General features: G+C 62.6%; 21 protein-coding genes. 11 read left to right on the forward strand and 10 right to left on the reverse strand.

Going from position 1 to position 23,549, the window contains the following annotated elements; all coding sequences use genetic code 11:
• The 5 genes from K0F85_RS09375 to K0F85_RS09395 form a co-directional block, all read left to right on the forward strand.
• Nucleotides 1–773: sensor histidine kinase (locus tag K0F85_RS09375; RefSeq protein ID WP_219115772.1), on the forward strand; the 773-nt coding region annotated here is incomplete at its 5' end.
• A gap of 89 nt (nt 774–862) precedes the next feature.
• Nucleotides 863–1,849 (forward strand): diguanylate cyclase, encoded by a 987-nt coding sequence (locus K0F85_RS09380; protein ID WP_257572647.1) that lies wholly within the window; start codon nt 863–865, stop codon nt 1,847–1,849.
• A gap of 164 nt (nt 1,850–2,013) precedes the next feature.
• A complete protein-coding gene (locus tag K0F85_RS09385; protein ID WP_219115774.1) occupies nt 2,014–4,890 on the forward strand; it encodes a pitrilysin family protein in 2,877 nt (958 codons plus the stop codon).
• Between the two features lie 109 nt (nt 4,891–4,999).
• A complete protein-coding gene (locus K0F85_RS09390; RefSeq protein ID WP_219115775.1) occupies nt 5,000–5,824 on the forward strand; it encodes a hypothetical protein in 825 nt (274 codons plus the stop codon).
• Nucleotides 5,821–6,420, forward strand: coding sequence for a hypothetical protein (locus tag K0F85_RS09395; RefSeq protein ID WP_219115776.1), 600 nt, complete (start codon nt 5,821–5,823; stop codon nt 6,418–6,420). Before K0F85_RS09390 ends, K0F85_RS09395 begins: the two co-directional genes overlap by 4 nt.
• 31 nt (nt 6,421–6,451) lie before the next feature.
• Here K0F85_RS09395 and K0F85_RS09400 read toward each other — a convergent pair whose 3' ends face one another.
• Entirely contained in the window at nt 6,452–6,706 is a 255-nt protein-coding gene (locus K0F85_RS09400) for a hypothetical protein (RefSeq protein WP_219115777.1), read from the reverse strand.
• Nucleotides 6,707–6,727: 21 nt separating this feature from the next.
• The gene (locus K0F85_RS09405; protein ID WP_219115778.1) at nt 6,728–7,513 is read right to left on the reverse strand and encodes a DNA/RNA non-specific endonuclease; all 786 of its coding nucleotides are present in this window, start codon (nt 7,511–7,513) and stop codon (nt 6,728–6,730) included.
• A gap of 214 nt (nt 7,514–7,727) precedes the next feature.
• On the opposite strand from K0F85_RS09405, the gene K0F85_RS09410 reads away from it, so the two are divergent.
• Complete coding sequence (locus K0F85_RS09410; RefSeq protein WP_219115779.1) at nt 7,728–8,255, forward strand: SRPBCC family protein; 528 nt, start codon at nt 7,728–7,730, stop codon at nt 8,253–8,255.
• Nucleotides 8,256–8,309: 54 nt separating this feature from the next.
• On the opposite strand, the gene K0F85_RS09415 is transcribed toward K0F85_RS09410, so the two are convergent.
• The 6 genes from K0F85_RS09415 to K0F85_RS09440 all read right to left on the reverse strand — a co-directional run bounded on the left by K0F85_RS09415 (nt 8,310) and on the right by K0F85_RS09440 (nt 15,467).
• Nucleotides 8,310–9,323, reverse strand: coding sequence for a response regulator (locus K0F85_RS09415; RefSeq protein WP_219115780.1), 1,014 nt, complete (start codon nt 9,321–9,323; stop codon nt 8,310–8,312).
• Complete coding sequence (locus K0F85_RS09420; RefSeq protein WP_219115781.1) at nt 9,316–10,413, reverse strand: hybrid sensor histidine kinase/response regulator; 1,098 nt, start codon at nt 10,411–10,413, stop codon at nt 9,316–9,318. The genes K0F85_RS09415 and K0F85_RS09420 overlap by 8 nt, the downstream gene beginning before the upstream one ends.
• A 1-nt stretch (nt 10,414) precedes the next feature.
• The gene (locus K0F85_RS09425; RefSeq protein ID WP_219115782.1) at nt 10,415–11,758 is read right to left on the reverse strand and encodes a sensor histidine kinase; all 1,344 of its coding nucleotides are present in this window, start codon (nt 11,756–11,758) and stop codon (nt 10,415–10,417) included.
• The gene (locus K0F85_RS09430) at nt 11,758–13,152 is read right to left on the reverse strand and encodes a bifunctional 2-polyprenyl-6-hydroxyphenol methylase/3-demethylubiquinol 3-O-methyltransferase UbiG (RefSeq protein ID WP_219115783.1); all 1,395 of its coding nucleotides are present in this window, start codon (nt 13,150–13,152) and stop codon (nt 11,758–11,760) included. The genes K0F85_RS09425 and K0F85_RS09430 overlap by 1 nt, the downstream gene beginning before the upstream one ends.
• 273 nt (nt 13,153–13,425) lie before the next feature.
• Nucleotides 13,426–14,451 carry an AraC family transcriptional regulator gene (locus K0F85_RS09435; protein ID WP_257572648.1) on the reverse strand — a complete coding sequence of 342 codons (1,026 nt, stop codon included), beginning with the start codon at nt 14,449–14,451 and terminating at the stop codon, nt 13,426–13,428.
• Nucleotides 14,451–15,467 (reverse strand): GGDEF domain-containing protein, encoded by a 1,017-nt coding sequence (locus tag K0F85_RS09440; RefSeq protein WP_257572649.1) that lies wholly within the window; start codon nt 15,465–15,467, stop codon nt 14,451–14,453. The genes K0F85_RS09435 and K0F85_RS09440 overlap by 1 nt, the downstream gene beginning before the upstream one ends.
• A gap of 206 nt (nt 15,468–15,673) precedes the next feature.
• Here K0F85_RS09440 and K0F85_RS09445 point away from each other — a divergent pair, with 206 nt between their 5' ends.
• Both K0F85_RS09445 and K0F85_RS09450 read left to right on the forward strand, forming a co-directional pair.
• Nucleotides 15,674–18,202 carry a TonB-dependent receptor gene (locus K0F85_RS09445; RefSeq protein ID WP_257572650.1) on the forward strand — a complete coding sequence of 843 codons (2,529 nt, stop codon included), beginning with the start codon at nt 15,674–15,676 and terminating at the stop codon, nt 18,200–18,202.
• Between the two features lie 17 nt (nt 18,203–18,219).
• The gene (locus K0F85_RS09450; protein ID WP_219115785.1) at nt 18,220–20,082 is read left to right on the forward strand and encodes a phytase; all 1,863 of its coding nucleotides are present in this window, start codon (nt 18,220–18,222) and stop codon (nt 20,080–20,082) included.
• A 65-nt stretch (nt 20,083–20,147) separates the two neighbouring features.
• Here K0F85_RS09450 and K0F85_RS09455 read toward each other — a convergent pair whose 3' ends face one another.
• Nucleotides 20,148–20,561 carry a hypothetical protein gene (locus tag K0F85_RS09455; protein WP_219115786.1) on the reverse strand — a complete coding sequence of 138 codons (414 nt, stop codon included), beginning with the start codon at nt 20,559–20,561 and terminating at the stop codon, nt 20,148–20,150.
• Between the two features lie 190 nt (nt 20,562–20,751).
• Nucleotides 20,752–21,057 (reverse strand): hypothetical protein, encoded by a 306-nt coding sequence (locus K0F85_RS09460; RefSeq protein WP_219115787.1) that lies wholly within the window; start codon nt 21,055–21,057, stop codon nt 20,752–20,754.
• Nucleotides 21,058–21,153: 96 nt separating this feature from the next.
• On the opposite strand from K0F85_RS09460, the gene K0F85_RS09465 reads away from it, so the two are divergent.
• The 3 genes from K0F85_RS09465 to K0F85_RS09475 all read left to right on the forward strand — a co-directional run bounded on the left by K0F85_RS09465 (nt 21,154) and on the right by K0F85_RS09475 (nt 23,389).
• Nucleotides 21,154–21,831, forward strand: coding sequence for a YafY family protein (locus K0F85_RS09465; protein ID WP_219115788.1), 678 nt, complete (start codon nt 21,154–21,156; stop codon nt 21,829–21,831).
• 134 nt (nt 21,832–21,965) lie between these two features.
• On the forward strand, nt 21,966–22,844 hold the full coding sequence (locus tag K0F85_RS09470) for an EamA family transporter (RefSeq protein WP_219115789.1): 879 nt from the start codon (nt 21,966–21,968) through the stop codon (nt 22,842–22,844).
• 134 nt (nt 22,845–22,978) lie between these two features.
• Nucleotides 22,979–23,389: a cytochrome c family protein gene (locus K0F85_RS09475; RefSeq protein ID WP_219115790.1), complete on the forward strand. Its 411-nt coding sequence runs from the start codon at nt 22,979–22,981 to the stop codon at nt 23,387–23,389.
• Nucleotides 23,390–23,549 lie beyond the last annotated feature (160 nt).

Genomic DNA, 23,549 nt, shown 5'->3' on the forward strand with positions numbered 1-23,549 from the left:
CCATGCTAACGGCCTGTGCCATCCTGCTGGGCGCGCTGGCGCTGCTGCTGTGGCGCCAGCATCGGCTGGCGCTGCACCGGCAGGCGGTGGAACAACTGCGCACGGATGCCGAACAGGCACGCCTGGCCAGCGGACAGCAACAGGCGCGCGAGCAGGAACGCTTGCGCATCGGGCGCGACATCCACGACGACCTGGGCCAGCATTTGCTGACGCTGAAACTCGACCTGTCCATGCTGCAGACCAGCACGCATGATGTGGCGCCTCAGCTGACGCAACAACTGTCCGTCATCGTGCGCAATGTCGACCTCAGCATCGCGGCGCTGCGCTGCGTCATCCATGACTTGCGCCCGCCCGCCCTCGACGCGGGCCTGCAAGCGGCGTGCGAGGAATTGCTGGCCGACTTCAGGCGCAGCACGGGCATCGAGTGCCGCTGCGATTACCGCCTCGACGGCGCCGCCGGGCGCGCGCATGGCGTGCTGCTATACCACGTGGTACAGGAAGCGCTGGCCAATATCGCCCGCCATGCGCGCGCCGCGAATGTCCAGCTGTGCCTGCGGCAAGCGGGCGCCACCCTGGCTTGCCGCATCAGCGACGATGGCGTCGGGCTGTCCGGCTCGCCGCCGCGCCTCGGTTGCGGCCTGTCCGGCATACACGAGCGCGTGGCCGCAGCCGGCGGCAGCCTGCACATCGACAGCCGCAGCGGTGCCGGGACCACCTTGCGCCTGTCCCTGCCACTGGCCACCTGCGAGGATGCGTCCTTGGTGCAAGAGTGAAAATATTGCCCCATATCAACACCATTGGCCCACCGCGCTGCATCATGAGCAAGCAGCCAGCCCCGTTCACCACCAGGAAGGAAAAGCACATGCCCGATAGCCATGCACATGCCAGCGCATCGCCCTGTGAGGAAGCCCAGGGTTTCGCCGTCAAGATGATGGAATTGCTGGTGGTGCCCACCTTTGTCCTCGATGTGCATGGACAGGTGATGATCTGGAACCGCGCCTGCGAACAGCTGACGGGCGTGCCGGCGGCCGAGGTGCTGCGCACCCGTGAGCCGGGCCGCTGCTTCTACAACGACGAGCGCCCCACCCTGGCCGACCTGCTACTGGCCGGACGCGGCGGCGACATGCGCGCCTTGCACGCACAGCAGCAGTACCGCAGCAGCACGGGCAACAATCTGTGCGCCGAAAACTGGTGCGACATGCCGCGCACGGGGCGGCGGCGCTACCTGGCCGTCGATGCCAGTCCCATCTACGGCAATCACGGAGAACTGATCGCCGTGGTCGAAACCCTGCGCGACATGACGGACGAAAAACGCGCGCACGTGGAACTGGAACGCCTGGCCACGCGCGACGGCTTGACGGGCCTGGCGAACCGGCGTTGCTTCGACGACACCATCCTTGCCGAATGGCAGCGCGCCCAGCGGCAGGACCAGCCGCTGTCGCTGCTGATGGTCGATGTCGACAATTTCAAGGAGTACAACGACAGCCACGGCCACCAGGGCGGCGACCTGTGCCTGCGCAAGGTAGCCGGCGCCGTGTCCAGCGAAATGCGCACGAACGACCTGGTGGCCCGCTATGGCGGCGAAGAATTTGCCGTCATCCTGCCTAACCAGTCGCTGAAGGGCGCGGCCATCGTGGCCGAACGCATCCGCCAGCGCGTGGAGCGGCTGCAACTGCCACGCAAGCGTCCGGACGGCGCCTGCGTCACTGTCAGCATCGGCGCCGCCACGGCCCTGCCCGGCCCCGGCACGGAACTGGGCCAATTGATCCACACGGCCGACTGCGCCCTGTACCGCGCCAAGCACCTGGGGCGCAACCGCATCAGCCTGCCGGAAACGACGCTCCCGTAAGCCCCCGCCCCTGCGGCAGGCCTTGCCCGTTCCTGGAGCAGCATTGACGGGGCAGCCCTGACCTGCCAAAACACTTGCCCCTATGCACAGCGGCGCGAATCTTCTATGCTGCGGCGTTGCACTTTCATAAAATCCAAAAAGAAGGAGCCCTCGTGTCAAGATTCATGCCCGCATTGCTACCCACATTCATCCCCGCTTTCGCCCTGGCCCTGTCGGCCATGGCCTCGTCGAATCTGGGCGCCGCGCCCGTCAAGCCTGCCGCCGCCCATGGCGCCGTTGCTCACCAAGCCGACCTGCTGCCCTTCAAGGCGACGGAAAAGACCCTGGCCAACGGCTTGAAAATCATCATCGTGCCGACCGGCTTCCCCAACCTGGTCTCGCTGCAGATTCCCGTGCAGACGGGGTCGCGCAATGAAGTCGAGCCGGGCAAGTCCGGCTTCGCGCATTTCTTCGAGCACATGATGTTTCGCGGCACCAAGGCTTTTCCGCCCGAGAAATACCAGGAAGTCATCACCCGGGCCGGCGCGCGCCAGAATGCCTATACGAGCGACGACTTGACCAATTACCACACGACGTTTGCCAAGCAAGACCTGGAAACCGTGCTGAAGGTGGAGGCTGACCGCTTCCAGCATCTCGATTACGCGGAAGACGCGTTCAAGACGGAATCGCGGGCCGTGCTGGGCGAATACAACAAGAACAGCGCCAATCCCGTCTCGAAACTGTTCGAAGTGATGCGCGACAGCGCCTACACGACGCATACCTACAAGCACACGACGATGGGTTTCATCCAGGACATCGAAGACATGCCGAACCAGTACGCGTATTCGAAGGTGTTCTTCGACCGCTGGTACCGTCCCGAGCGCACCACCATCATCATCGCCGGCGACGTGGAACCGCAGCAAGCCATCGCGCTGGTGGAAAAATACTGGAGCGGCTGGCAGCGCGGCAAGCAGCAGGCGGCCGTCCCCGTGGAGCCAAAGCCGCATGGTCCCGTCTACAAGCACGTGGCCTGGCCCACGCCGACCCTGCCGTGGGTGGCCGTCGGCTTCCACGCGCCTGCGTTTTCCGTCAAGGACAAGGACCAGGCCGCGCTGGCCACCTTACTGTCACTGTCGTTCGGCCGCACTTCGCCGCTGTACAAGCGCCTGGTGCAAAATGAGCAAAAGGTCGATCAATTGTTCGACATGACGCCGGACCGCGTCGACCCGACCCTGGCCGTGCTGGGCGCGCGCGTGAAAAACATCGCCGACGCCGTCTACGTGCGCGACGCCATCCTGGCCACCGTGGCGCAGCTGCGCGACACGCTAGTGAGCGAAAAAGACCTGGCGGACGCCAAGTCGGCCGAAAAATATGGCTTGATCCGCTCGCTCGACAACACGGAGCAGATCGCCGGCACCCTGGCGTCCTTCGTGCATTTCGACCGCTCGTATGCCACCATCAACCAGTACTACCGTCTGATCGATACCCTCACGCCGGCCGACCTGCAGGCGGCCGCGCGCAAATACCTGACGGACGACGGCCTGGTGGTGACGACCCTGTCGCACGCCGCCATGCCGGCCGCCATCGCCAACACGCCGAAGCTGGCCAGCCTGCTGCCGGCGGTGTCGAACGCCAAGTTCGACGTGCTGGTGCAAAAGTCTGCGCTGCCGCAAATCCGCTACAAACTGCTGTTTACGGCCGGTTCCGCGCAAGACCCCAAAGGCAAGGAAGGCCTGGCCGCGCTGACGGCCGCCATGGTGGCGTCCGGTGGCTCGTCCGAACGCAAGATCGACGAAGTCAACCAGGCCCTGTTCCCGCTGGCCGGCAGCTTCAGCCAGCAGACGGACAAGGAAATGACGACGTTTACGGGCTCGATCCACAAGGATAACTGGAGCCAGTTCAACGCCATTGCCCTGCCGCTGCTGCTGTCGCCCGGTTTTCGCGAGGACGACTTCCACCGCCTGAAGGATGCGCAAAAGAACGCGCTGCTGCTGGACCTGAAGGACAATAACGAAGAGGAGTTCGCCAAGGAGCGCCTGCAAACCAATGTCTACGCGGGTACGCCGTATGGCCACCCGGTGCTGGGCACGGTGGCCGGCATCGACGCCATCACCCTGGACGACGTGAAACAGTTCTGGAAGAGCGCGTATGCGCAAGGCGCCGTCAAGGTAGGCATTTCCGGCGACGTCTCCGACGCCATGACAGCCTCGCTGACGCAGGCGCTGGCAAGCTTGCCGGCCGGCCCCGGCTTGCCGGCCAGCGTGAAACCTGCGGGCCGCAAGGCACAGGGACTGGAAGTGGAAATCATCGAAAAGAACACGCGCGCCACGGCGATTTCCTTCGGCCTGCCGCTCGACGTGACACGCACGCACCCGGACTTCCCCGCCCTGTGGCTGGCGAAAACGTGGCTGGGCGAGCATCGCGCCTCGAATTCCTATCTGTACCAGCGCATCCGTGAAATTCGCGGCATGAACTATGGCGATTACGCGTATATCGAAGCCTTCCCGCGCGGCATGTTCCAGTTCTTCCCGAACCCGAACCTGGGCCGCAAGGCACAGCTGTTCGAAATCTGGATACGCCCTGTGGCGCCGGACAATGCCCACTTCGCCCTGCGCGTGGCCTTGACGGAATTGGCCAAGCTCATCGACAACGGCTTGACGCAGGACGATTTCGCCACCACGCGCGACTACCTGATGAAAAACGTGTTTGTCATGACGTCGACGCAAGACCAGCAACTGGGTTACGCGCTCGATTCCCAATGGTATGGCACGCCCGAGTTCACCAAGTTGATGCGCGACGGCTTGTCGAAGCTGACGGTAGAAGACGTCAACCGCGCCATCAAACAGCATCTGTCGGCCAAGAACCTGTCCGTGGTGATCATTGCCAAGGATGCGGCCGGCTTGAAGGACAAGCTCGTCAGCGACGCGTTTTCCCCGATCAAGTACGACGGCAACAAGCCGCAGGCGCTGCTCGATGAAGACAAGGTCATCGGCGCGATGCAGCTGCACATCAAGCCGGAAGCGGTGACGATCACGCCGGCAAGCGACGCGTTCGCCAAGTAAGCCGGCGCTGTATCAGCCCCATCCGATGCAGGCCGTCGGATGGGATTCCATTCCGCACGGGCGCCTGCCGCGCGCCCTGCCGTAGCAAATTCATGGCGCGTACATCCTCATGACATTCGAAGTATTCGATTCTCCACGACCGGAGACGCTCCCGCCGACTATGCCCGACAGCAGCCAGGCGAGACGCCCGCGTCCCCCAGCCGTCACGGTGACTGCCTATTTTTTACTCATGAACGCGGGTGGCATGGTCACTTATTTCCTGCTGTTTGGCCGCCACATGGCGTCCGGTGCGCTGCAGTTGTTTGAAGCATGTGGCTATGGCAATTTTTTCATTGCCATGGGTCTGCTTTGCGCACAGCGCTGGGCGCGCATGGCCTACGTCATCGCGGGCATGATCAGCATGGGTGTGATGATCACCATCGAATCACCGGCACAGGGCAGCCTCGCCCTGCGACTGCTGTTTGCAGTACCGGCGTTCGCGGCCTTCCTCTACCTGCTGTACCGCGAGGATGCCCGGCTCTACTTTGCATCAGCGAAACTGCCCCGCCCCAGCCCTGGCGGCCGGCGGGGCATCGGCGCGTGCCTGTACATCATCGCTGCCGTCTATGCCTACTGGTGCCTGAATGCGATTGTATTGGGCATTACCGAGATCTATCCGGCAAGCCTGCATCGCGACAAGCTGCTCTTTATTGCCTTGCCGATCATTTTTATCGCGGAGTGGGTGGGCAAGACACCGGGCCGCCTGGCCAGGGCCGGCATCCTGGCCACGGCATTCGCCCTGTACCTGGTGCAGATGTTTTTCTATAAATATATGTCACCGTACGCAGTTCAAATGGGGCCGTCGCTGTGGCAACTGCGGAACTGGGCCATCGGCATGAGCGGCATCGCGATTGCCCTGCATTATCTGCAATGGTCACGGGGCCAGCGAAAATGATGATCAGCGCTGACACTGCACAAGCAATGATATTGCGGCTCTGCGAAGGCGATCCGCAGTCGCCGCACTACATGAAGCACGCGATCCAGTGTTGTGTCCTGTCCGAACGCGGCGACTACTGGATCATCCGCGCCAATTCCGAGGCATACGTGGTGCATGGACGCAGCGAATTTTGCTACGTCGGCGTCAATGCATTCCTGCTTGACGTCCTGTCGGGCAAGATCGAGACCGTTGTGAGCGGAAACCATGTCAGTACCTATCTGCAGGATAAATATGACGTCCGCGACGCGGCCGGCCAGGCCTACGTGCTTGAACCTGCCTTTGAGCGGACAGACAAAGCAGCGGTCATTCGCCTGCGGCAAACCCTCGCTTGTCGCCTGCCCCACGCCCTGGCACTGCTGTCGCCTGAACATCGCAGCTGGCTGACGGGACAGCGCCGCGTGATGCAGTGGGCGCAACGCGAGCTCATGGCAAAAGGCGTGGCAACCGAAGTCATGCTGCGCCCGGGGCCGGGCGGCGCATCGTACATTCCAGAGCAGATCTGGCATTGGGATTTGCTGCTGGCCGAACTCAAGCGGGTTTCCGGCCTGGCCTGACGATATTGAAGCGGCCCGGCCATGGCCAACGTCACTCGAAGGGATTGGCCACCGACGTCACCTCGGGCGGCGGCAACTGGTCGGGCAGCGCCTGCTTTTCCAGCTGCGCCACCACGTCGGCCAGCAGTTTTTGCAGCTGTTTGGCCAGGGCCAGGCCCGGCTTGTCCCGGGTCAGGTCGATGTCGCCGCTGATGCTGATGCGGTCGACACGGTTTTCGATGCTCAGGCCACCGATCTCCAGCACATCGCTTTCATTGGCATACGGGACGAATTTCTTTGCGCACATGGGGTTTCCTTCTTGATGGTCTTATTTCCTGGACTTGCTATTGATCTTCGGCAAACTCAGCATGCGCAGCTTTTGCTGACGCGTCAGCGACGGTAACAGATCGATGCCTATCCTGTCTTCCAGTTGCGCAATGCTCAGTATTTCATATGCCTTGGTATCGACGTTTTCGATGAAGTAGGCGGCGCCGGCGCGCTGGCGCGGGCTGTACACGGCCTTGTACAGATGACTGGGCACGATCACCCTGCCTACCTTGCGCAAGTTGCCGCCAATGAAAGCCGGCCCCGTGATTACGTATAAATCGCCCTCCTTCTTCGCCATCTTGCGCACGGCGCCTTCGATGCCGGCCCACACATAGCGGTTGTTGCGCGCATCTTGCGGCACCATGTTGGCCAGGGTGAAGCTGTCGCGCTGGCTCTGGCGGTCCGGCATGTCGCCGTTGGGCGCCATGTGACCACGGTCGAAGCCGCTGCGCGCATAGTCGGTCAGTTCCGCCCGCTGGGCGGCGGGCAGCTTGCGTTCCGCATGGAAGGAATTTTCGCGCGACAAGTCCTGCGCCGCTTCCAGCTTGTTCGCTGTCAAGTGCTCGGCCGACCACAGCGGCGTGCGCGTAATACCCGAGTGCATCACGCCAAAGACCTTGTAGCACAGCTCCGTGGTCGCCACGTCGAGCTTGGCGTTGGTGATTTCCGGCTTGCGGCCATCGACGTAATGGGCAGGACAGGCATCGGCATGCGCCAGGTTCGCGGCAAAGGCGCAAGCCAGCAGGCCGCACGCCAGGGTCAGCCTGGCGATCGATCGTTGAATCATATTTCCCTCTGAAATCTTTGCAGGCCAGCATTCTAGCGGATGGGCAGCCCGGACCACAAACCGGCACAGACCTGGCGTGCGCGCCTGTGCCAGGCGGCAGGCGGCCCTGCGTGGAGCTGGCGCAAATAAAGGTCAACAGGCCGCGCACAGCCATTCATATCTGCTAAGATTGCCTTGATTTGTTCGCATCGACCATTCAAGATTTGGAGAGCATATGATCAAAAAAACCCTGTTGCTGATCGTCGTCGTCGTCGCCGCCATCCTCGGCTATGCCACCACCAAACCCGACACCTTCAGTGTCCAGCGCGAAATCACCATCCAAGCCCCGCCCGAGAAAATCGCCGCCCTGATCACGGATTTCCATTACTGGGCCGCCTGGTCGCCGTGGGAAAAGCTCGATCCGGCCATGCGCCGCACCTTTGCGGGACCGGCCAGCGGCCAGGGCGCGCAATATGCGTGGCAGGGCAACGACAAGGTGGGATCCGGCAGCATGGAAATCATGGAAGCGGCCCAGCCCGAGCGCACCGTCATCAAGCTGGACTTCCTCAAGCCGTTTGAAAGCCATAACAGCACCACGTTTACCATGACGCCCGAGGGCGACAGCACCAAGGTGAACTGGACCATGACAGGCCCCAGCCCCTACTTCAGCAAGGTCATGACGGTCTTCGTCAGCATGGACAAGATGATCGGCAAGGATTTTGAAAAAGGCTTGATCAACCTGAAGGCGGCCGCAGAGCGCTAAGACGCCCGCAGCCAACCGAAACAGGGCCCGCGCGGCCCTGTTTTCGCGACGCCGTCAGAACTGCTCGATCCACGCCGCCAGGTGGTCCGGCGTGAGCGGCGCTTCAGCCTGCACCACCTTGCCTTGCAAGCCTTGCTCAGTCTTGCTCAGCTGCAGGGACCAGCCGCGCCGCGCCAGCCACAGCAAGCTGGCCAGCCAGAAGGAGTGGATGGCCGAGACGGGCGTGGTGGTAGGCGTTTCCAGAAATTCCGTCAGCAGGCGGCCATCGAGGAACAGCGCCGTGCCGCCCTGGTTTTGCAACGCTGCACCAAACACGGGTAACAGCATGTCGATGGCTTGCTCCACGCCTCGCCCCGGATGCTCGCGTTCGAGCGTGTCGAGCTGCTGGCGCACGGCGGCGGCAAAGGCCGTGCCGCGGAAGGCTTCCGAACTGACCAGGTCGGCATAATCCATCAGCAGCCAGTCCGGCTCGGGCGGCGTAACGCCGGCCGTCAGGGCGGCCGACAAATACGCTTCCACAGGCAGCTGCTGCTCCGGACCTGCCAGACTGGCGCACAGGGCGTACAGGGTGCCGATGCGGTTGGCGACGGCCTGCCGCTGGCGCACCATCAGCTTTTCGCGCAGCAACTGGGCGTGTTCATTGCGCAGCCGCGCCAATTCCAGCGCCTGTTTCAATTCCATGCGCAGCGCCGCGATATCCCACGGCTTCTGGATGTAGCGGTGAATCTGCCCCTGGTTGACGGCTTCCACCGTGTGCTCCAGCTCGGAATACGCCGTGGTCAGGATACGCACGATATGCGGATGGCGGTCCCAGCAGTACGACAGCAGCTCATTGCCGTAGGCGCCGGGCATGCGCTGGTCCGACACCAGTACGGCGATGCGGTCGGCCTGCTCGTCGAGGATGCGCTTGCCTTCCTCGACCGAGGTGGCCGTCAACACGTCGGCCAGCGGCGCGATGGCGCGCTGGAAGTATTTGAGGGCGTTGGCCTCGTCATCGACATAGAGTATCGTCGGCAAGCCTTGCGCCGGCTCACGCTGAGCCGGTAAACGCAGATTGGCGTCAATCATGCTCGTTCCTTATATGTACTGGAAAATTCAGGGTTACCGTGGTGTAACTGCCAAACTCGGTGGCGATATCGAGGTTGCCGCCGAACGACTGCATCATGCGGTGGCAAAATACCATGCCCCAGCCCTTGCCTTCGCCGCCGCTGGCACTGACGGGGTCGACCAACAGCTGTTCGACAATATCGGGGGCGATGCCGGCGCCATTGTCGCGTACCGTGATGCGGCCGGCATCGATGCGGATGCCGATCACCGGATGGGCTTGCTCGCCGGCCGAGCGCAAGGCGTACGCCAGCACGGAAGACAGGATCAGCGCGACGCAATTGGGCGACTCGAAGATGGCGAAATCTTCGCCATCTTCGAGCGTGATGGCGGCGCGCTGGGCCGTGCTCAAGGGGTAGCTGTCGAGCAAGGCGGCCAGCAACTGGCGCGCACTGCCGGCGCGGCGTCCGCCCTGCATGCCAGGTCCGGCGCTGGCCAGGCGCACCGTATCGACGAAGCTGGCCAGCACGGACAGGCAATAGCGCGCATTGTCGTGCATCAAGGCAGCCGCTTCGCCGATCTCGGCTTGCGACGCACGATCGCCCTGCGCACGCCGCCCGATGCCGCGCGCGAAATTGGCGATGGCCGCCAGCGGCGTGTTCAATTCATGCGCGAGAAAGGCCAGCGATTCTTCCATCGCCACCAGCCCCTGGCGGCGCGCGGCGCGCTCGCGCCCCGTCTGCACGGCCAGCTGCAGCGCCGTTTGCATGGCGACCAGGTCGAGCGGCTTTTCCAGCAGGCGGAACAGCGAGCCGCCGTTGATCAGCTCAAGCAGCACGTCCTTGTCCGCATACGCGGTAACCAGCATGCAAACGATGTGCGGATAGCGCTGCGCCACTTCCTGCAACAGCTCGCTACCAAGGCGGTCCGGCATGCGGTAGTCGGTGACGAGCACGTCGATCTGGGCGGCCTCGTCTTCCAGCAAAGCTAGTGCCGCGTCGACGCTCTGCGCCGTCAGCACCCGGTAGCGCGTACCGACGGCACGCTCGAAATACTTGCAGGCGAGTGCTTCATCGTCCACGTACAGCACACTGGCGCGGCTATCGCTGTCCATGCTAGCGGCCCTCCCAATCGGAGCGCTGCAGGTCGAAGTTCATGCTGGCCCATTGGCCCAGCTCGCTTTCGGCGCTCAGGGTGCCGCCGTGGCGCTCGATCACGCCATAGCTGATGCTCAGGCCCAAGCCCAGGCCCTGCCCCACTTCGCGCGTGGTAAAGAACGGTTCGAACACGCGCGCCAGGTTTTCCGGGGCGATGCCCGGACCATTGTCGCGCACGCTGATGCGCAGGCGGTTTTCATCCCAGTGTGCCGTAATGCGGATCTCGAACGGCGGCACATTGCCCTTGCGCATGGACAGCACGGCATTGCCCAGCAAGTTGATCAGCACGCCCACGATGGCCGCCTCGTCGCCGCGCACCAGGGTGTCGACCGGCAAGTCGTGGCTGATGCTGACATTTTTCGTTTCATGCCCCACCAGGCGGATGGCCGCGTCGAGCGCGCTGCGAAACTGGAAGTGCCCCGTCTCCAGCTGGTTGCCGCTCTTGCGGTAGGCAAAGGTCTTCAAGTCGGACACGATGTGCTGCACGCGCAGCATGCCCTCCTTGGCGTCGGCCAGGCATTCGCTGACCAGCGCGCTTTGCTTGGCGGCCGGGTCTTCGATGGCCACCTCGATGGCCATCATGCAGAAATTCACGGGGTTATTGACCTCATGCAGCATGCCGGCGGCCAGGGTGCCGATGGCAGCCATTTTTTCCTGCTGCAGCATCTGTCCCTTGATGTCGGCCAGGCTTTTATTCGTTTCTTCCAGCTGCGTGTTCTTTTGCGCCACTTCCGCCTTCAGCTGGAACAGCATGAAGCGGGCGCGCTCGTTGAAATAGGTAAATACGGCGCTGATGCTGGCCGACATGATGAGGAACAGACAGTTGACCACGAACGTGGCCGGCAACGCCAAGCCGCCCGCATGCCAGGCGCAAGCGGCCACATATAGCAGGCAGGAAATGGCGCCGAAGACCATGTTTTGCCACAGGCCGAAGGCCAGCACGATGCCCGACGAATAGATGGCCAGGGTCATGCCCACATAATAGATCGAGGTGGCGCCTTCCGTGACGGCGATCATCCAGGCGATCATGATTTGCGGCAGGATCAGCCACACGAAAGTGAGCCCCTGGATGCGATCTTGCGCCCAGCGCGTGCGCATGGCCAGCACGACGCAAAGAATCAGCACGGACACAACGATACGCGCACTGGTGAAGGCCGACTGCATGTCCGGATACAGGGCCGAATCGAGGCCCATGCCCAGCAGGATCAGCACGATGCCCGTGTAGGCCCCGCCGCGGCTGAATTCCAGGCGGAAGTCGCGCAAAACGGCCGTGTAGCCGGCGTGCAGGCCTGGAGTATCCATCAAGGAATGCTCACTTCCGCGAACACATTCACGCCCGTCGCGTCGACATAGATCAGCGGATCCATTGCATGCTCGGGCAGCAAGGCCGACAGCCCCTCTTCATTGCGATAGATCAAATGCCACTCCAGCAAATGCTCCATGCCGAACTTGCCCGGATTATTCGCGTGCACATTCGTCACCAGCAGGCGCCCGCCGGGCCCCACGCGCGAGGCGAAGTGCATCAGCAGGCGCGCGCACACCTTGTCGGACAGATAGTCGAACAGGCCGGCGCAATACACGGCGTCGAAACTGCCGGGCAAGCCTGTGACGCCGGAGCCATGGCGGCGCTTCAGCAGGTTATGCACGGAATCGTGCACATAATCGATCTCGACCACGCGCCCCGTGCGCTGCATGATGGTCGTCAGGCGCGCGCGCGTCCAGTCCAGCGTCTCGCTGCTGAAGTCGACCAGTTCGAACGCCAGCCACTGTGCATCCGCGCAGGTTTCCAGGAAACGCTGCACTTCGATGGCCGGGCCGCAGCCCACGTTGAGCACCTTGTAGACCCGCCCTGCCGCGCGCGCCGCAGCCGCCTTTTGCGCCAGGAACTCCGTCAGGATATCGATGCGGTTGCGGTGCGCCGTCGCCACGGCCGCTTGTAAAAAGGCCGCATTGACGATCTGAAAATACGTGCTCGGTCCTTGCCGCGGATCGTCCAGCAACTGGTTGACCATCTGGTAATCGCCCGCATAGCCGAGCGGCTTGGTAAACGTGCGGAAGACGAAGGGCGCGCGCAGGATCAGCGGGTGCAGCGCCGCCTGGGCGAAGGCGCGGTGGGCCGGCGCCCGCTCTTCCTCGACCAGCGACGCTTCCACCTCGAGCTGGCGCAGGTACAGCTGGGTCTGCTCCATCAGCGGCAAGGCCAGTTCATCGAAGATATCGGGACGCAGGCGGCCGTTTTCCTTGGGCAGCGAGTCGGACAAGTCGACCTGCTCGACCCAGCGCGCCACTTCCGACAGGAAGGCGCGCATTTCGTTGACGACGATCTGGTAGTCGCGGCGGATGCGGAAGCGCTCGCCCCAGCCAGCGACAAAGGCGCTGGACTCTTTCGCCACGGCGCCCTTGACCACAACCACGTCGCTCAATTCGCGCCATTCGTCGATCAGGGTGACGGAAACGATGGCGGTCAGGCCCGTGTTGACGCTGCTGATGACGACGGCCTTGCCCACATAGGCGTTCTTCGCCCCCATGCGCACCGTCACGTCATTGAGCACCTCGCTGACCTGCACAATCGAGTATGGATTGTAGATTTCCATGACCAGCGAATTGCGCTGCAAGTTGAAAATCGTGCCGCGGACCGCCTCACCCTGGGTGTTGCGGAAACTGACGACTGGATCGATCTGCGATTGTGAATACACGATTGAGCATTATCAAGTTGCCCGGTTTCCGGCGCACCACACTGGTGACGCCAATTTCCAGGCGGGGTTAAGGCACGGCACACCGGTCGTCTGCCGCCGGCCCTGCCATCAAGATGGCGGATTGCGGCGTCGTGTGACGCCTTGCCGGAGCGCCTCAAAGCGCATCTGTTCGCTCTCTGATCGAGTGTACTATGGATGTAGCAGAACGGGCAATTGTTCCCTATGGAACGACTGTGCGTGGCGCTGGCGTGCGACGCAGCCTGCAGAACGTCTTCAGCCAGCAACGAACAAGGCCAGCGCGTGACGCAATAGCTGCGGCGTTTGCCCCGTCCAGCGCTTGAACGAGCGGCGGAAGTTGGTGGCATCATGAAAGCCGAGGTAGGCGGCCACGGCATCGTTGTCGTAGCCATGCGCCTGGAACAGGTAGATGGCCTTGTGCGCGCGTACCTGGTCCAGCTCGGCCTGGAAGTGCGTGCCATGGCGCGCCAGGTGGCGTTTCAAGGTGGCGGGGCTGACGCCGAACTCCTGCGCCGTGCGTTCCAGGGTGGGCGCGCAGCGGATATTGGCCAGCAGGTAGTCGTACAGCGCACCGAGCAGGCTGGCGGCGGGCAAGGGCGCCAGGGCCGCCGCCCGCAAGGCCAGCGCGGCCGCCGTAGCATTGCCGCGCGGCCAAGGTTTGTCGAGCCAGCTGGAATCGATCAGCATGGCGTCGACCTGGCAATCGAAACGCAGCGCCTGACCCAGGTGCACTTCATGCTGCTCTACGTGACGGGGCCGCGCGCGGTTGAAGCAGAAGCGCCACGGCAGCGCCTCGCCGGCCAGCCAGCGGCACATGGCCGCCAGCGCCGTCATGTGCATTTCCACCAAAAAAGGCAGCTGGCTCGGCGCGCCAAATGCGTCGACCCAGTACAGCACATGCATGTCGCCCGCCTCGCGCAGGCGCGGTTGCAGCAGCGGACACAGCAAGGTATGAAAGTCGCACAGGATGGCCAGGGCCTGACGCAGATTCTGCGCCTGCAGCAAGGCATGGCTGGCTGCGCCGTAATGGCCGGGCAGCATTTGCTGACCCAGCATGAAGCTGGTGTCGGCACTGTCCAGACCGCGCGCAACATTGGCCAGCAATTGCAGGTATTGCGCGGCGCTCACCTGGCTTTCCGCGGACGGCAGCGCGCCCCCATCGAGGCCCGTGCCCTTGAGCAGTGGCGCCGTGGCCAGCTCGCGGCTGCGCGCATAATCGAGCACCAGCGCCGGCTGGTGATGGGCCGCGATGCCGGGGTCGCCCTGCTGTTGCAACGGCATCAGGCAGGCGCGACGCTGCCGGCCCTGAGACTGGCGCTCCGGCCGGGCGTTTCCACGGCCCGGCTCAGCTCGGCCAGCACCACTTCCGGCACGCCATCGGTGAGCGAGCAGGCATGCCGCAGGCTCAAACGGATTTCGCGGTTGTCGTTGGCGTGGTGGCGCATCTGCCCCACCATGGCGCACAGATGGCGCGCCTTCACGGCCGCCTCCTCGCGCGACACGCCCGGCATCAGCACGGCAAAGCGGTCGCCCGCATAGCGGCACAGCAAGTCGTCATTGCGCAAGTTCAACAACAGCATATGGCCCACGGCTTGCAGCACGCGGTCGCCTTCGCGGTGGCCGTATTCGCGGTTAATCAGGTGAAAGCTGTCGATGTCGAGCAAGACCAGCGCGCAATCGAGGCCCGGGCGGCGTTCCTGCTCCAGGCGCATCTGCGTGCGCAGGTAGCTGGCATCAGCCAGTTGCGTGATGCGGTCGAAGGCGCGGTGGTCGCGGAACAGGCGTTCGCGCTTTTGCAGGTGCTCGTTCAGACGGAACTGTTCCTGGCGCCAGTAATACATGCCGATCGTCAGCACCAGCATGCCAAACGGAATCAAGGCTTCCAGCCAGTTGTCCCACACTTCCTGTTTATCGACGGCAAAGAATTCGTCGAGGCAATCGGCCCAGGAACCCAGCATGATGGCGCACAGGCCGCCAGCGATCAAGCTCGTCACCCGTCCGCGCGGACGGCTGCTGAGGGTAAACAGGAACCAGATGCCCGCCATCACGGCCGTGCCGCCTTCGCAGACGATGTCCATCCACTTCCAGATGGCAAACGGTTTCAGGTGACCGAGTGTGGCGTACAGAAAAAAGAACAGGGGCAAGGCCAGCGCGGCGGCAATCAGGCTATTACGGTGCAACGGCAGCATGTGGAAACCTTTAAAAGTGGTGCTGTCGCCACGATAACGCCCGCCCATGACGGCACGATGACATGTCCAGCGCCCGCGTGGCAGGTGCAAACGGCTCACCATTAACATGGCCACTCATGCAAATCCGGCAAGCCATTGCCCTTGCGCCCTGCGGTGGCAGGTCATTTCAGCTCACCACGGTTCATTTCCGGCCGGAAAGCGTTCACATGCCCTTGTTTTCGGGGCGCTGCGCCCGCCCCTGTCACGCAAGCGTCATATTTGCTGCCTAGAATCCGCCCGGTTCCTTCCCCCTAACCGAGCCCTTCATGAAAACCATGCACACTTCCTTCCCCTCCACTCTGCGCCTGACGGCCGTGGCCTTGGCCGTCATGGCCGTCTTTGGCAGCCAAAGCCACGCGCAAGCGCAAGATGCGCTTGGCCAGGCGGCCGCCACCGTGGTCGTCAGCGGCCAGCGCGCCAGCCTGCGCAACGCCATCGCGGCGCAAGAGAAGGCCGACAACATCATCAGCGTCATCAGCAGCGACGATATCGGTGGCTTGCCCGATAAAAACGCGGCCGAGGCGCTGGCCCGCTTGCCAGGCGTGTCCGTGCAACGCGACCAGGGCGAAGGCCGCTACATCACCGTGCGCGGCCTGGGGCCCGACCTGAATGCCGTCACCATTAACGGCGCACTGGTGCCGTCCCCGGAAGCGGGCCGCCGCGCCGTGGCGCTGGACATCCTGCCTGCCGGCCTGATCCGTACATTGGAAGTGTCGAAGACTTTACTTCCGGAAATGGACGCCAACTCGCTGGGCGCCACCATCGAAGTCAAATCGCTGTCCGCCTTCGACTTGCCGGGCAAGCTGCTGTCGGCCAACGTGGCCGCCAGCCATGATGAAAAGACCGGCAAGACCAGCCCCAGCGGCGGCGCCCTGTGGGCTCAGCGCTTCCTCGACGGCAAGCTGGGCGTGGCCGCCGGCCTGAGCGCGGAAAAGCGCTCATTCGGCTCCGATAACGTGGAAACGGGCGGCTCCTGGAGCAAGGGGAAATTGTCGAGCCTGGAATTGCGCGACTACCTGCCCGTGCGCAAGCGCGGCGCTCTTGCCCTCAACCTCGATTACCGCCCGGAAGCGGGCAACAGCTGGTTTTTGCGCTCGTTCGTCAGCGAATTTTCCGACAATGAGGTGCGCGACCGCCTGACCATCAGCAATATCACGGGCGGTAGCCTGGCCGAGGACCAGACGGCCAGCGCGCGCGCCGAGCGCCGTATCCGCCAGCGCAAGTATACGCAGCAAGTGCGCTCGCTCGTGCTGGGCACGCAGCAAAAATCGGGCGACTGGACCCTGGACGTAAAAGGCGGCATGAGCCGCGCCACGGAAGACACGCCGGAAGCCCTGAACGACGGCCGTTTCCGCGGAACCAGTAATTTCGCCGGCATCGCTTTCCATGACACGCAGGAACCTGTCTTGAGCGGCCCCGCTTCGCTGTACGATCCGGCCAGCTATGCGCTGAACGCCATCACCCTGCAAAAGCGCTACTCGAAGGACAATGAGCACCATGCGCGCATCGACCTGGCACGCAAGTTCGATATCGCCACCTTGAAATTCGGCGCGAAAGTCAGCCGCCGCGAAAAAAGCAATGACACGGATCAATGGGCGTATAACAGCAGCAAGGCCTCGAGCGACAATTACTGGGGGCCTGGCTCCACCTCGATGAGCGCCTTCGTGCAGGGCCACACCCTCGACTATGACCTGGGCAACATCGGCGTGGCGCTGGACCCGGCCCTGATACGCGCCCGCGTCGCGGGACTGGACCGCGACAAGGCGCGCCTGGCGACGGAATCGATCATCAACGATTACCGCATGCATGAAGACATCAACGCCATGTATGTGCAAAACAGCGTCGACTTCGATGCCTGGCACATCCTGGGTGGCGTGCGCGCCGAGCGTACGAGTTTTGAAGCGGCCGGCTCGCAGGTGGACAGCGCCGGGTTGGCCACGGCACTGACGCGCGAACGTTCGTACACCAACTGGCTGCCGAACCTGCAAGCCCGTTATGACCTGGATCAAAAAACCAGCGTGCGGGCCGCCTGGACGCAAGCCGTGGTGCGCGCCAACTTCAGCCAATTGGCGCCCGGCATCAGCCTGGCCAGCAACACGGAAGCCGTGATCGGCAATCCTGACTTGAAACCCTTGAAGGCCAACAACCTGGATTTGGGCGTCGAGCGCGTGCTGGGCAACGACGGCGTGATGTCGGCCTACGGTTTCTACAAGGACATCAAGAATTTTACTTACACGACCAACCTGGCCGGCACGGGTCAGTGGGCCAATTACACCTCGGCCACCTCGTATGCGAATGGCGATGCGGCCAAGGTCAAAGGCATCGAACTGGCTTACATGCAGCCGCTGCGCATGCTGCCGGCGCCGTTCAACAAGTTTCTCGTCGGCGTGAATGGCACCCTGAGCACCTCGAGCGCGCAGATCGGACGTTTCGACAAGCCCAGCAACAAACAGTTGCAGCGCGACATACGCCTGCCGGGCCAGTCAAACCAGGTGATGAACTTGATGCTCGGCTATGAAACGGGCCCGGTCAGCGCCCGCCTGGCCCTCAACTACAAGTCGCCCTACCTGCTGGAAATGGGCGGCGATATCCTCGACCCAAGCCAGGACCACATCGTCGCCAGCCAGAAGCAGCTCGATTTCTCGCTGTCCTACCAGATCAACAAGCAGTTCCAGGTGGTCTTTGAGGCGGCCAACCTGAACAACGAGAAATACTATGTCTACCAGGGCACGCAGCAATACAACGTGCAGAATGAACAATACGGCCGCACTTTCAAAGTGAGCCTGAAAGCCAGCGCCTTCTGATGATGATCCCCAATAACATGAAAAAAACCGTACTCTGCAGCGCTTTGCTGGCTTGCCTCAGCGGCATCGTGCAGGCCGCCCCTGCCAACACTTTGCCTTCCTTCACGCAGGAGGCCGAAGAGCTGGCCCGCCTGCCCGGTGACGGCTGGCTGACGCTGGACAAACACGGCTTGCGCCTGTTCAACGCCGCCGGCCAGGAACAGGACCGCATCGCCGTGCGCGCCAAGCAGCTCGACACGCGCCTTGACGGCAATCACGTGCTGGCCGTGTTCCTGGAGGCGGATACGCAGCGCCCGCTGCCCGTCAGCGTCGACGTGCAGGCCGGCAAACTGGTCAAGCTGGCGCCGTTTCCCGTGCCCACGTTTTCCGTGGAAGCATCGTGTTTGTACCGCGACGCCCAGCAGCTCGACCATCTGTTCTTGATCGGCAAGGATGGGCAAGCAGAACAGTGGGTGATGCAGGGCGAACAGCGCAGCCTGGTACGCAAGCTGGCCCTGCCACCGCACGCCAAGCATTGCAGAGTCGACGATGGCGCGCAGCGCCTGCTGGTGAGCGAATCGACTATGGGCGTGTGGGCGTATGAGGCCGAGTCCGAAGGCATGGGCAAGCGCGAAGTGGTGGCCCTGCGCAAGCCGTACGGCCAGCTGGACGGCGGCGCCGGTGCGCTGGCCGTGCTGCCGGGCGGCGTGGCCGTGCTCGACGGCAAGGCGGACAAGCTGCACCTGATCGCCCATCAGGAAGGTAAATGGACCGCGCAGCCAGCCCAGGCGGTGGCCTTGAATGTGCGCAAGGGCGATAGCCAACTAGCCATCGATGCCGGTTCCGTGCTGCTGCGTGGTAAAAATGGCTGGCAGGCGCGGCCCTTGAAATGGGCGGGCCAAGCGGAAACGGTGGCTGCGGTTGCCATCATCGCCCCACAGGCGCAGACGGCACCGATGGCGCGCCAGGGCGACGCGGCCGACGATCCGGCCATCTGGCTGGCCAGCGATCCGGCCAATGCACGCATCCTCGGTACCAACAAGAAGCAGGGTTTATTGGTCTACGACTTGCAAGGCAAGCAGACGCAGTTGCTGGAAGTGGGCCGTTTGAACAACGTCGACGTGCGCCAGCACATCCAGTTCAATGGCAGCAAGGTCGATCTGGCCGTCGCTACCCAACGCGACGACAATAGCATGATGCTGTTCACCATCAATGCCGATGGAGTCGTGGCGGAAGCGGGCCGTTTCCCGACCGGCCTGAAGAGCATCTACGGCATGTGCCTGTACCAGCCGGCCAGCGGCGGCGTGGAAGCGTTCATCAATGACAAGGACGGCACCTTCCAGCAATACAAGATCGAAATGAGCGCCATGAGCGGCAAGCAGTTCAGCGCCACCCTCTTGCGCAGCTTCAAGGTCGCCACGCAACCGGAAGGCTGCGTGGCCGACGACGCCAATGCCAGACTATTCCTGGGCGAAGAGGCCCGCGGCGTGTGGGCCACCTCGGCCGACGCCGCCAAGCCGGACGCCCTGACCATGGTCTTGCCGGTGGGTGCGCACTTGAGCGCCGACGTGGAAGGCATGGCCATCTACCGCCAGCCGAACGGCAAGGCAGACTCTGGCTACCTGATCGTCTCCAGCCAGGGCGACAGCAGCTACGTGGTGCTGGACGCCCACGCGCCGTATCAAGTGCGCGGCCGCTTCAAGGTAGGCTTCAACTTAGCCGCCGGCATCGATGGCACCTCGGAAACGGATGGTCTCGACGTCACCTCCGCCAACCTGGGCGGCGCGTATGCGCAAGGCATGCTGGTGATACAGGACGGCTACAAGCGCCTGCCCGATGGGCCGCAGAACTTCAAGTACGTGGCGTGGGGGGATGTGGCGAAGGCATTAAAGCTGGAGTAATCAGGCAGGAGGGGGAATGCGCACCAAGCGGGCGCATTCCGATGCCGAAGGGACCGGCCCCGGCACTATGCGCGCGGCATATCAATGTGAAATGGCAGACGCTCGCCGCATAAGTCCACCATGCCCGACACGAGCAGGCGCCGTGCCGACAATTCAATAATGTTGACGGCCGACACGTCGCCATACTCCATCATATAGATACCCGATTCCTCCGCCTCGGGATGCGTATCCAGCATCCCGATCGCCAGCGCGCCATCCTGCCCTTGCGGTATGCGCAAGCCGTGCAGGAAAAAGGCCGGTGGATACAGCGCCCACGACCATTGCGCATCCTCCGGCTCGGTCAGGCGCATGAACACATCATCGTCGCCATGGATATCGATATTGATCTCCAGCAAGCCATTGGCATCGGGTGTCAGAGCAATGCGGGATTTTGCCACATCCACTTCGAAATTGGTGTCGCCGATACTGAAAACACGCATGGAATACCTTTCTTGAATCGCAGCCAATATAAAATGCCACTCCCCCCGCTTGCCGCATCAACTTACCGCTTTGGCAACATCGAAACCACACGCTTGTTGCAGAATGATGCGCTGGCATTGACGCTTTGGAGGGGGTGCGTACCGGCATATTATCGCATCAACGCCACTGCCGCCTGGCTAGCGCGCAGCATCACAGCATCGTTCCGAACTGAATCGATTCTGCTTCAATTAGTGCCAGGAATGCCTCGCACTCGGGCTGCCCTATCCATGAGCCGCAAATTCGCTCGGCAGCGCTTCGGCTTAGCGCGACGACCAAGTCGAGATAGAGGCCATCATCAAGCCGAACGAGCTGATGGCTAATAAAGCCTTCCTGCTGTTGCAAGTGTTTGACTTCCATTTGTTTGCAGGCCGCCATTAATGCGCTTTCCGTCGTGCCAGGTTTCAGTCGGAAGTGGCCGATTTCAAAGCCTTTTTCAACGCTTTCTTGGTGTGTCATGCAATTATTCCTGTTCAGTAAGTTTGGGAGTCGTAGTATATTGCCCACCCCCTGACAGTTTTTGTCAGGGGTGAAACTTCGCCGGAGACCATCGCTATGCGCACACAGCGCCTGCTACAAATACTGGAGAAACTCAGAGGGTTTCGCCGACCTGTTGCAGCGCAAGCCTTAGCGGACATTTTCCATGTATCCCTACGCACTATGTATCGCGACATGGCCGACTTGCAGGCCATGGGGGCGCCTGTGTGCGGCGAACCGGGCTTGGGGTATCAATTAAAGCCCGGCTATTTCTTACCTCCTTTGCATTTTGAGCCGGACGAACTCGATGCCATCGTGCTGGGCATGCATCTGGTTGCGGCGAGGGGAGACGAGGAGCTCGCGCAAGCCGCACGCGGAGTCACTGCCAAAATCAGTGCCGCCATGCCGAGCAATAGCCGCCGCCACTTTGAGCGCAGACCCTTGCTTGCGGCGACTGCGGTGGGCGATGCCGCAAAGCATGGGCCGGGCATCATGCGCTTGCTGCGCCTGGCCATCCGGCAACGCGCGGTGCTGGAAATTGAATACAGGGACCTTCGGGAGCAATACAGCGTGCGATGTGTCCACCCTTTGGGGTTGACCATGTTCGACCAAACGTGGCTGTTGACTACCTGGTGTCAGGGCCGCAATCAATTTCGCAATTTCCGCCTGGAGCGGCTGTTGGCCGCGCGGCGAACCGGCGAGTCTTTCGTGTCCGAACGCGGGCAGCGCTTTGATGATTACCTGAAGCAGTTGTGATCGCCAGGCAGACACTGATTAACTCAACATTCAACATTACGCTCAGCGCGTCCCGTCGTCCGTCCTGATGACAGAGGACGCGAAGCATCGCGTCAAATCTGACAAACTGCTCAGGCATATTAAAATACCGCCCCATGACCTCCCCCGCCTCGACTTCTCCCCTCCCCGACAGCATTCTGCTGCCTTCCCTGGCCGTCCTGGGAGGGCAGATTTCCGTCAACCTGGGGGCGGCGATTGCGAAGAATTTGTTTCCTGTCATCGGTGTCGAGGGAATTACGGCGTATCGCGTGGGGTTTTCAGCATTGATCTTGCTGGCCATCTTCCGGCCATGGCGTTTCCGGCTGACGCGCAAGGATGTGCTGAATCTGCTGGTCTATGGTTCCGTACTGGGTCTGATGAACTTGTTGATTTACCGGGCGTTTGCGCTGATTCCCATTGGCATTGCGGTCGCCATCGAGGTGACGGGGCCGCTGGCGGTGGCCATGCTGGCATCGCGCCGGCCGCGCGATTTGCTGGCGGTGGCGTGCGCCGTATTTGGCTTGTATTTGCTGCTGCCCCTGCAAGGCAGTCCGGGCAGCCTGGACCCTGTCGGCGTGGCGTATGCGCTGGGGGCGGCGCTGTGCTGGGCGCTGTATATCATTTTCGGCAAGCGCGCCTCGACCTTGCAGGGCGGTCAAGCCGTGGCCTGGGGCATGACGGTGGCGGCCATGGTGACGGTGCCTATCGGCATCACGTATTCGGGCACGGCCCTGCTGGCGCCGTCGATTGCGCTGATGGGCCTGGCCATTGCCATGCTGTCCAGCGCCCTGCCGTATTCGCTGGAAATCTTTGCCCTGCGCCGCTTGCCGCAAGGCGTGTTCGGCATGTTCAGCAGCGCGGCGCCCGCCGTCAGCGCGCTGGCCGCCATGGCCGTGCTGGGAGAATTGCTGAGCCTAACCCAGTGGCTGGCCATCGCCTGCATCGTCTTTGCGTCGGCCATGGCGGCGCTGGGCGCACAGGCCGGCAAGCGCTAGCCGCATTTAGCCCAGCCCAGCCTGTACGGCGTCGTGCAGCACTACCTTGTATCGCCGCGCAGTGGCGGGCATGTTTTGATGGCCGCCTGTAAAATGGGTCATTCCTTGCCCTATCGCACATTCCGGCCCCACCGATGAAATCCACCTTCCTTTTCCGCTGCTGCTCCCCTCTCGCCACCGCAGCCTTGCTGCTGGCGCCAGGCGCTGCCGCGCAGGCAGCCGCCGCCCCCGCCACACTGAAGGGCAATGCCGACGCAGGCAAGGCCGCATTTCGCAAGTGTGCTTCCTGCCACCAGGTGGGGCCATCGGCGCGCGGCGGTTTCGGCCCCAAGCTGACGGGCGTGATTGGCCGCAAAGCCGGCTCCACCACCGACTACAAGTATTCGACCGCCATGAAAAACGCGAACATCGTCTGGACCGAGCAAAATCTGGCCAGCTTCCTTGCAGCCCCAAGCGATTTCATTCCTGGAAACAACATGCGCTTCTGGGGCATCGGCAACGCGCAGCAAGTGGCCGATTTGCTGGCCTATTTGCGCACGCAATAAGAACACCCAACTAGCGCATGCCTGCAGCTTCTTGAATTCATGCTCACGCCTGGGATTGCTACCGATGGGCAGATGCCTGCCCTAGAGCCTGGCTGGCAGCTTGCGCACGCACAGGTAAATGGAATACAGCGCCGCCAAGCCCACCAGCACATACACGCCA

The organism is Janthinobacterium sp. UMAB-56, assembly GCF_900095265.1.
Classification (GTDB): domain Bacteria; phylum Pseudomonadota; class Gammaproteobacteria; order Burkholderiales; family Burkholderiaceae_D; genus Janthinobacterium.

Coding starts and splice junctions, on each gene's coding strand:
- K0F85_RS09380 (WP_257572647.1), top strand. CDS start 863: ATGCCCGATAGCCATGCACATGCCAGCGCATCGCCCTGTGAGGAAGCC.
- K0F85_RS09385 (WP_219115774.1), top strand. CDS start 2,014: ATGCCCGCATTGCTACCCACATTCATCCCCGCTTTCGCCCTGGCCCTG.
- K0F85_RS09390 (WP_219115775.1), top strand. CDS start 5,000: ATGACATTCGAAGTATTCGATTCTCCACGACCGGAGACGCTCCCGCCG.
- K0F85_RS09395 (WP_219115776.1), top strand. CDS start 5,821: ATGATGATCAGCGCTGACACTGCACAAGCAATGATATTGCGGCTCTGC.
- K0F85_RS09400 (WP_219115777.1), bottom strand. CDS start 6,706: ATGTGCGCAAAGAAATTCGTCCCGTATGCCAATGAAAGCGATGTGCTG.
- K0F85_RS09405 (WP_219115778.1), bottom strand. CDS start 7,513: ATGATTCAACGATCGATCGCCAGGCTGACCCTGGCGTGCGGCCTGCTG.
- K0F85_RS09410 (WP_219115779.1), top strand. CDS start 7,728: ATGATCAAAAAAACCCTGTTGCTGATCGTCGTCGTCGTCGCCGCCATC.
- K0F85_RS09415 (WP_219115780.1), bottom strand. CDS start 9,323: ATGATTGACGCCAATCTGCGTTTACCGGCTCAGCGTGAGCCGGCGCAA.
- K0F85_RS09420 (WP_219115781.1), bottom strand. CDS start 10,413: ATGGACAGCGATAGCCGCGCCAGTGTGCTGTACGTGGACGATGAAGCA.
- K0F85_RS09425 (WP_219115782.1), bottom strand. CDS start 11,758: ATGGATACTCCAGGCCTGCACGCCGGCTACACGGCCGTTTTGCGCGAC.
- K0F85_RS09435 (WP_257572648.1), bottom strand. CDS start 14,451: ATGCCGTTGCAACAGCAGGGCGACCCCGGCATCGCGGCCCATCACCAG.
- K0F85_RS09440 (WP_257572649.1), bottom strand. CDS start 15,467: ATGTTAATGGTGAGCCGTTTGCACCTGCCACGCGGGCGCTGGACATGT.
- K0F85_RS09445 (WP_257572650.1), top strand. CDS start 15,674: ATGCACACTTCCTTCCCCTCCACTCTGCGCCTGACGGCCGTGGCCTTG.
- K0F85_RS09450 (WP_219115785.1), top strand. CDS start 18,220: ATGAAAAAAACCGTACTCTGCAGCGCTTTGCTGGCTTGCCTCAGCGGC.
- K0F85_RS09455 (WP_219115786.1), bottom strand. CDS start 20,561: ATGCGTGTTTTCAGTATCGGCGACACCAATTTCGAAGTGGATGTGGCA.
- K0F85_RS09460 (WP_219115787.1), bottom strand. CDS start 21,057: ATGACACACCAAGAAAGCGTTGAAAAAGGCTTTGAAATCGGCCACTTC.
- K0F85_RS09465 (WP_219115788.1), top strand. CDS start 21,154: ATGCGCACACAGCGCCTGCTACAAATACTGGAGAAACTCAGAGGGTTT.
- K0F85_RS09470 (WP_219115789.1), top strand. CDS start 21,966: ATGACCTCCCCCGCCTCGACTTCTCCCCTCCCCGACAGCATTCTGCTG.
- K0F85_RS09475 (WP_219115790.1), top strand. CDS start 22,979: ATGAAATCCACCTTCCTTTTCCGCTGCTGCTCCCCTCTCGCCACCGCA.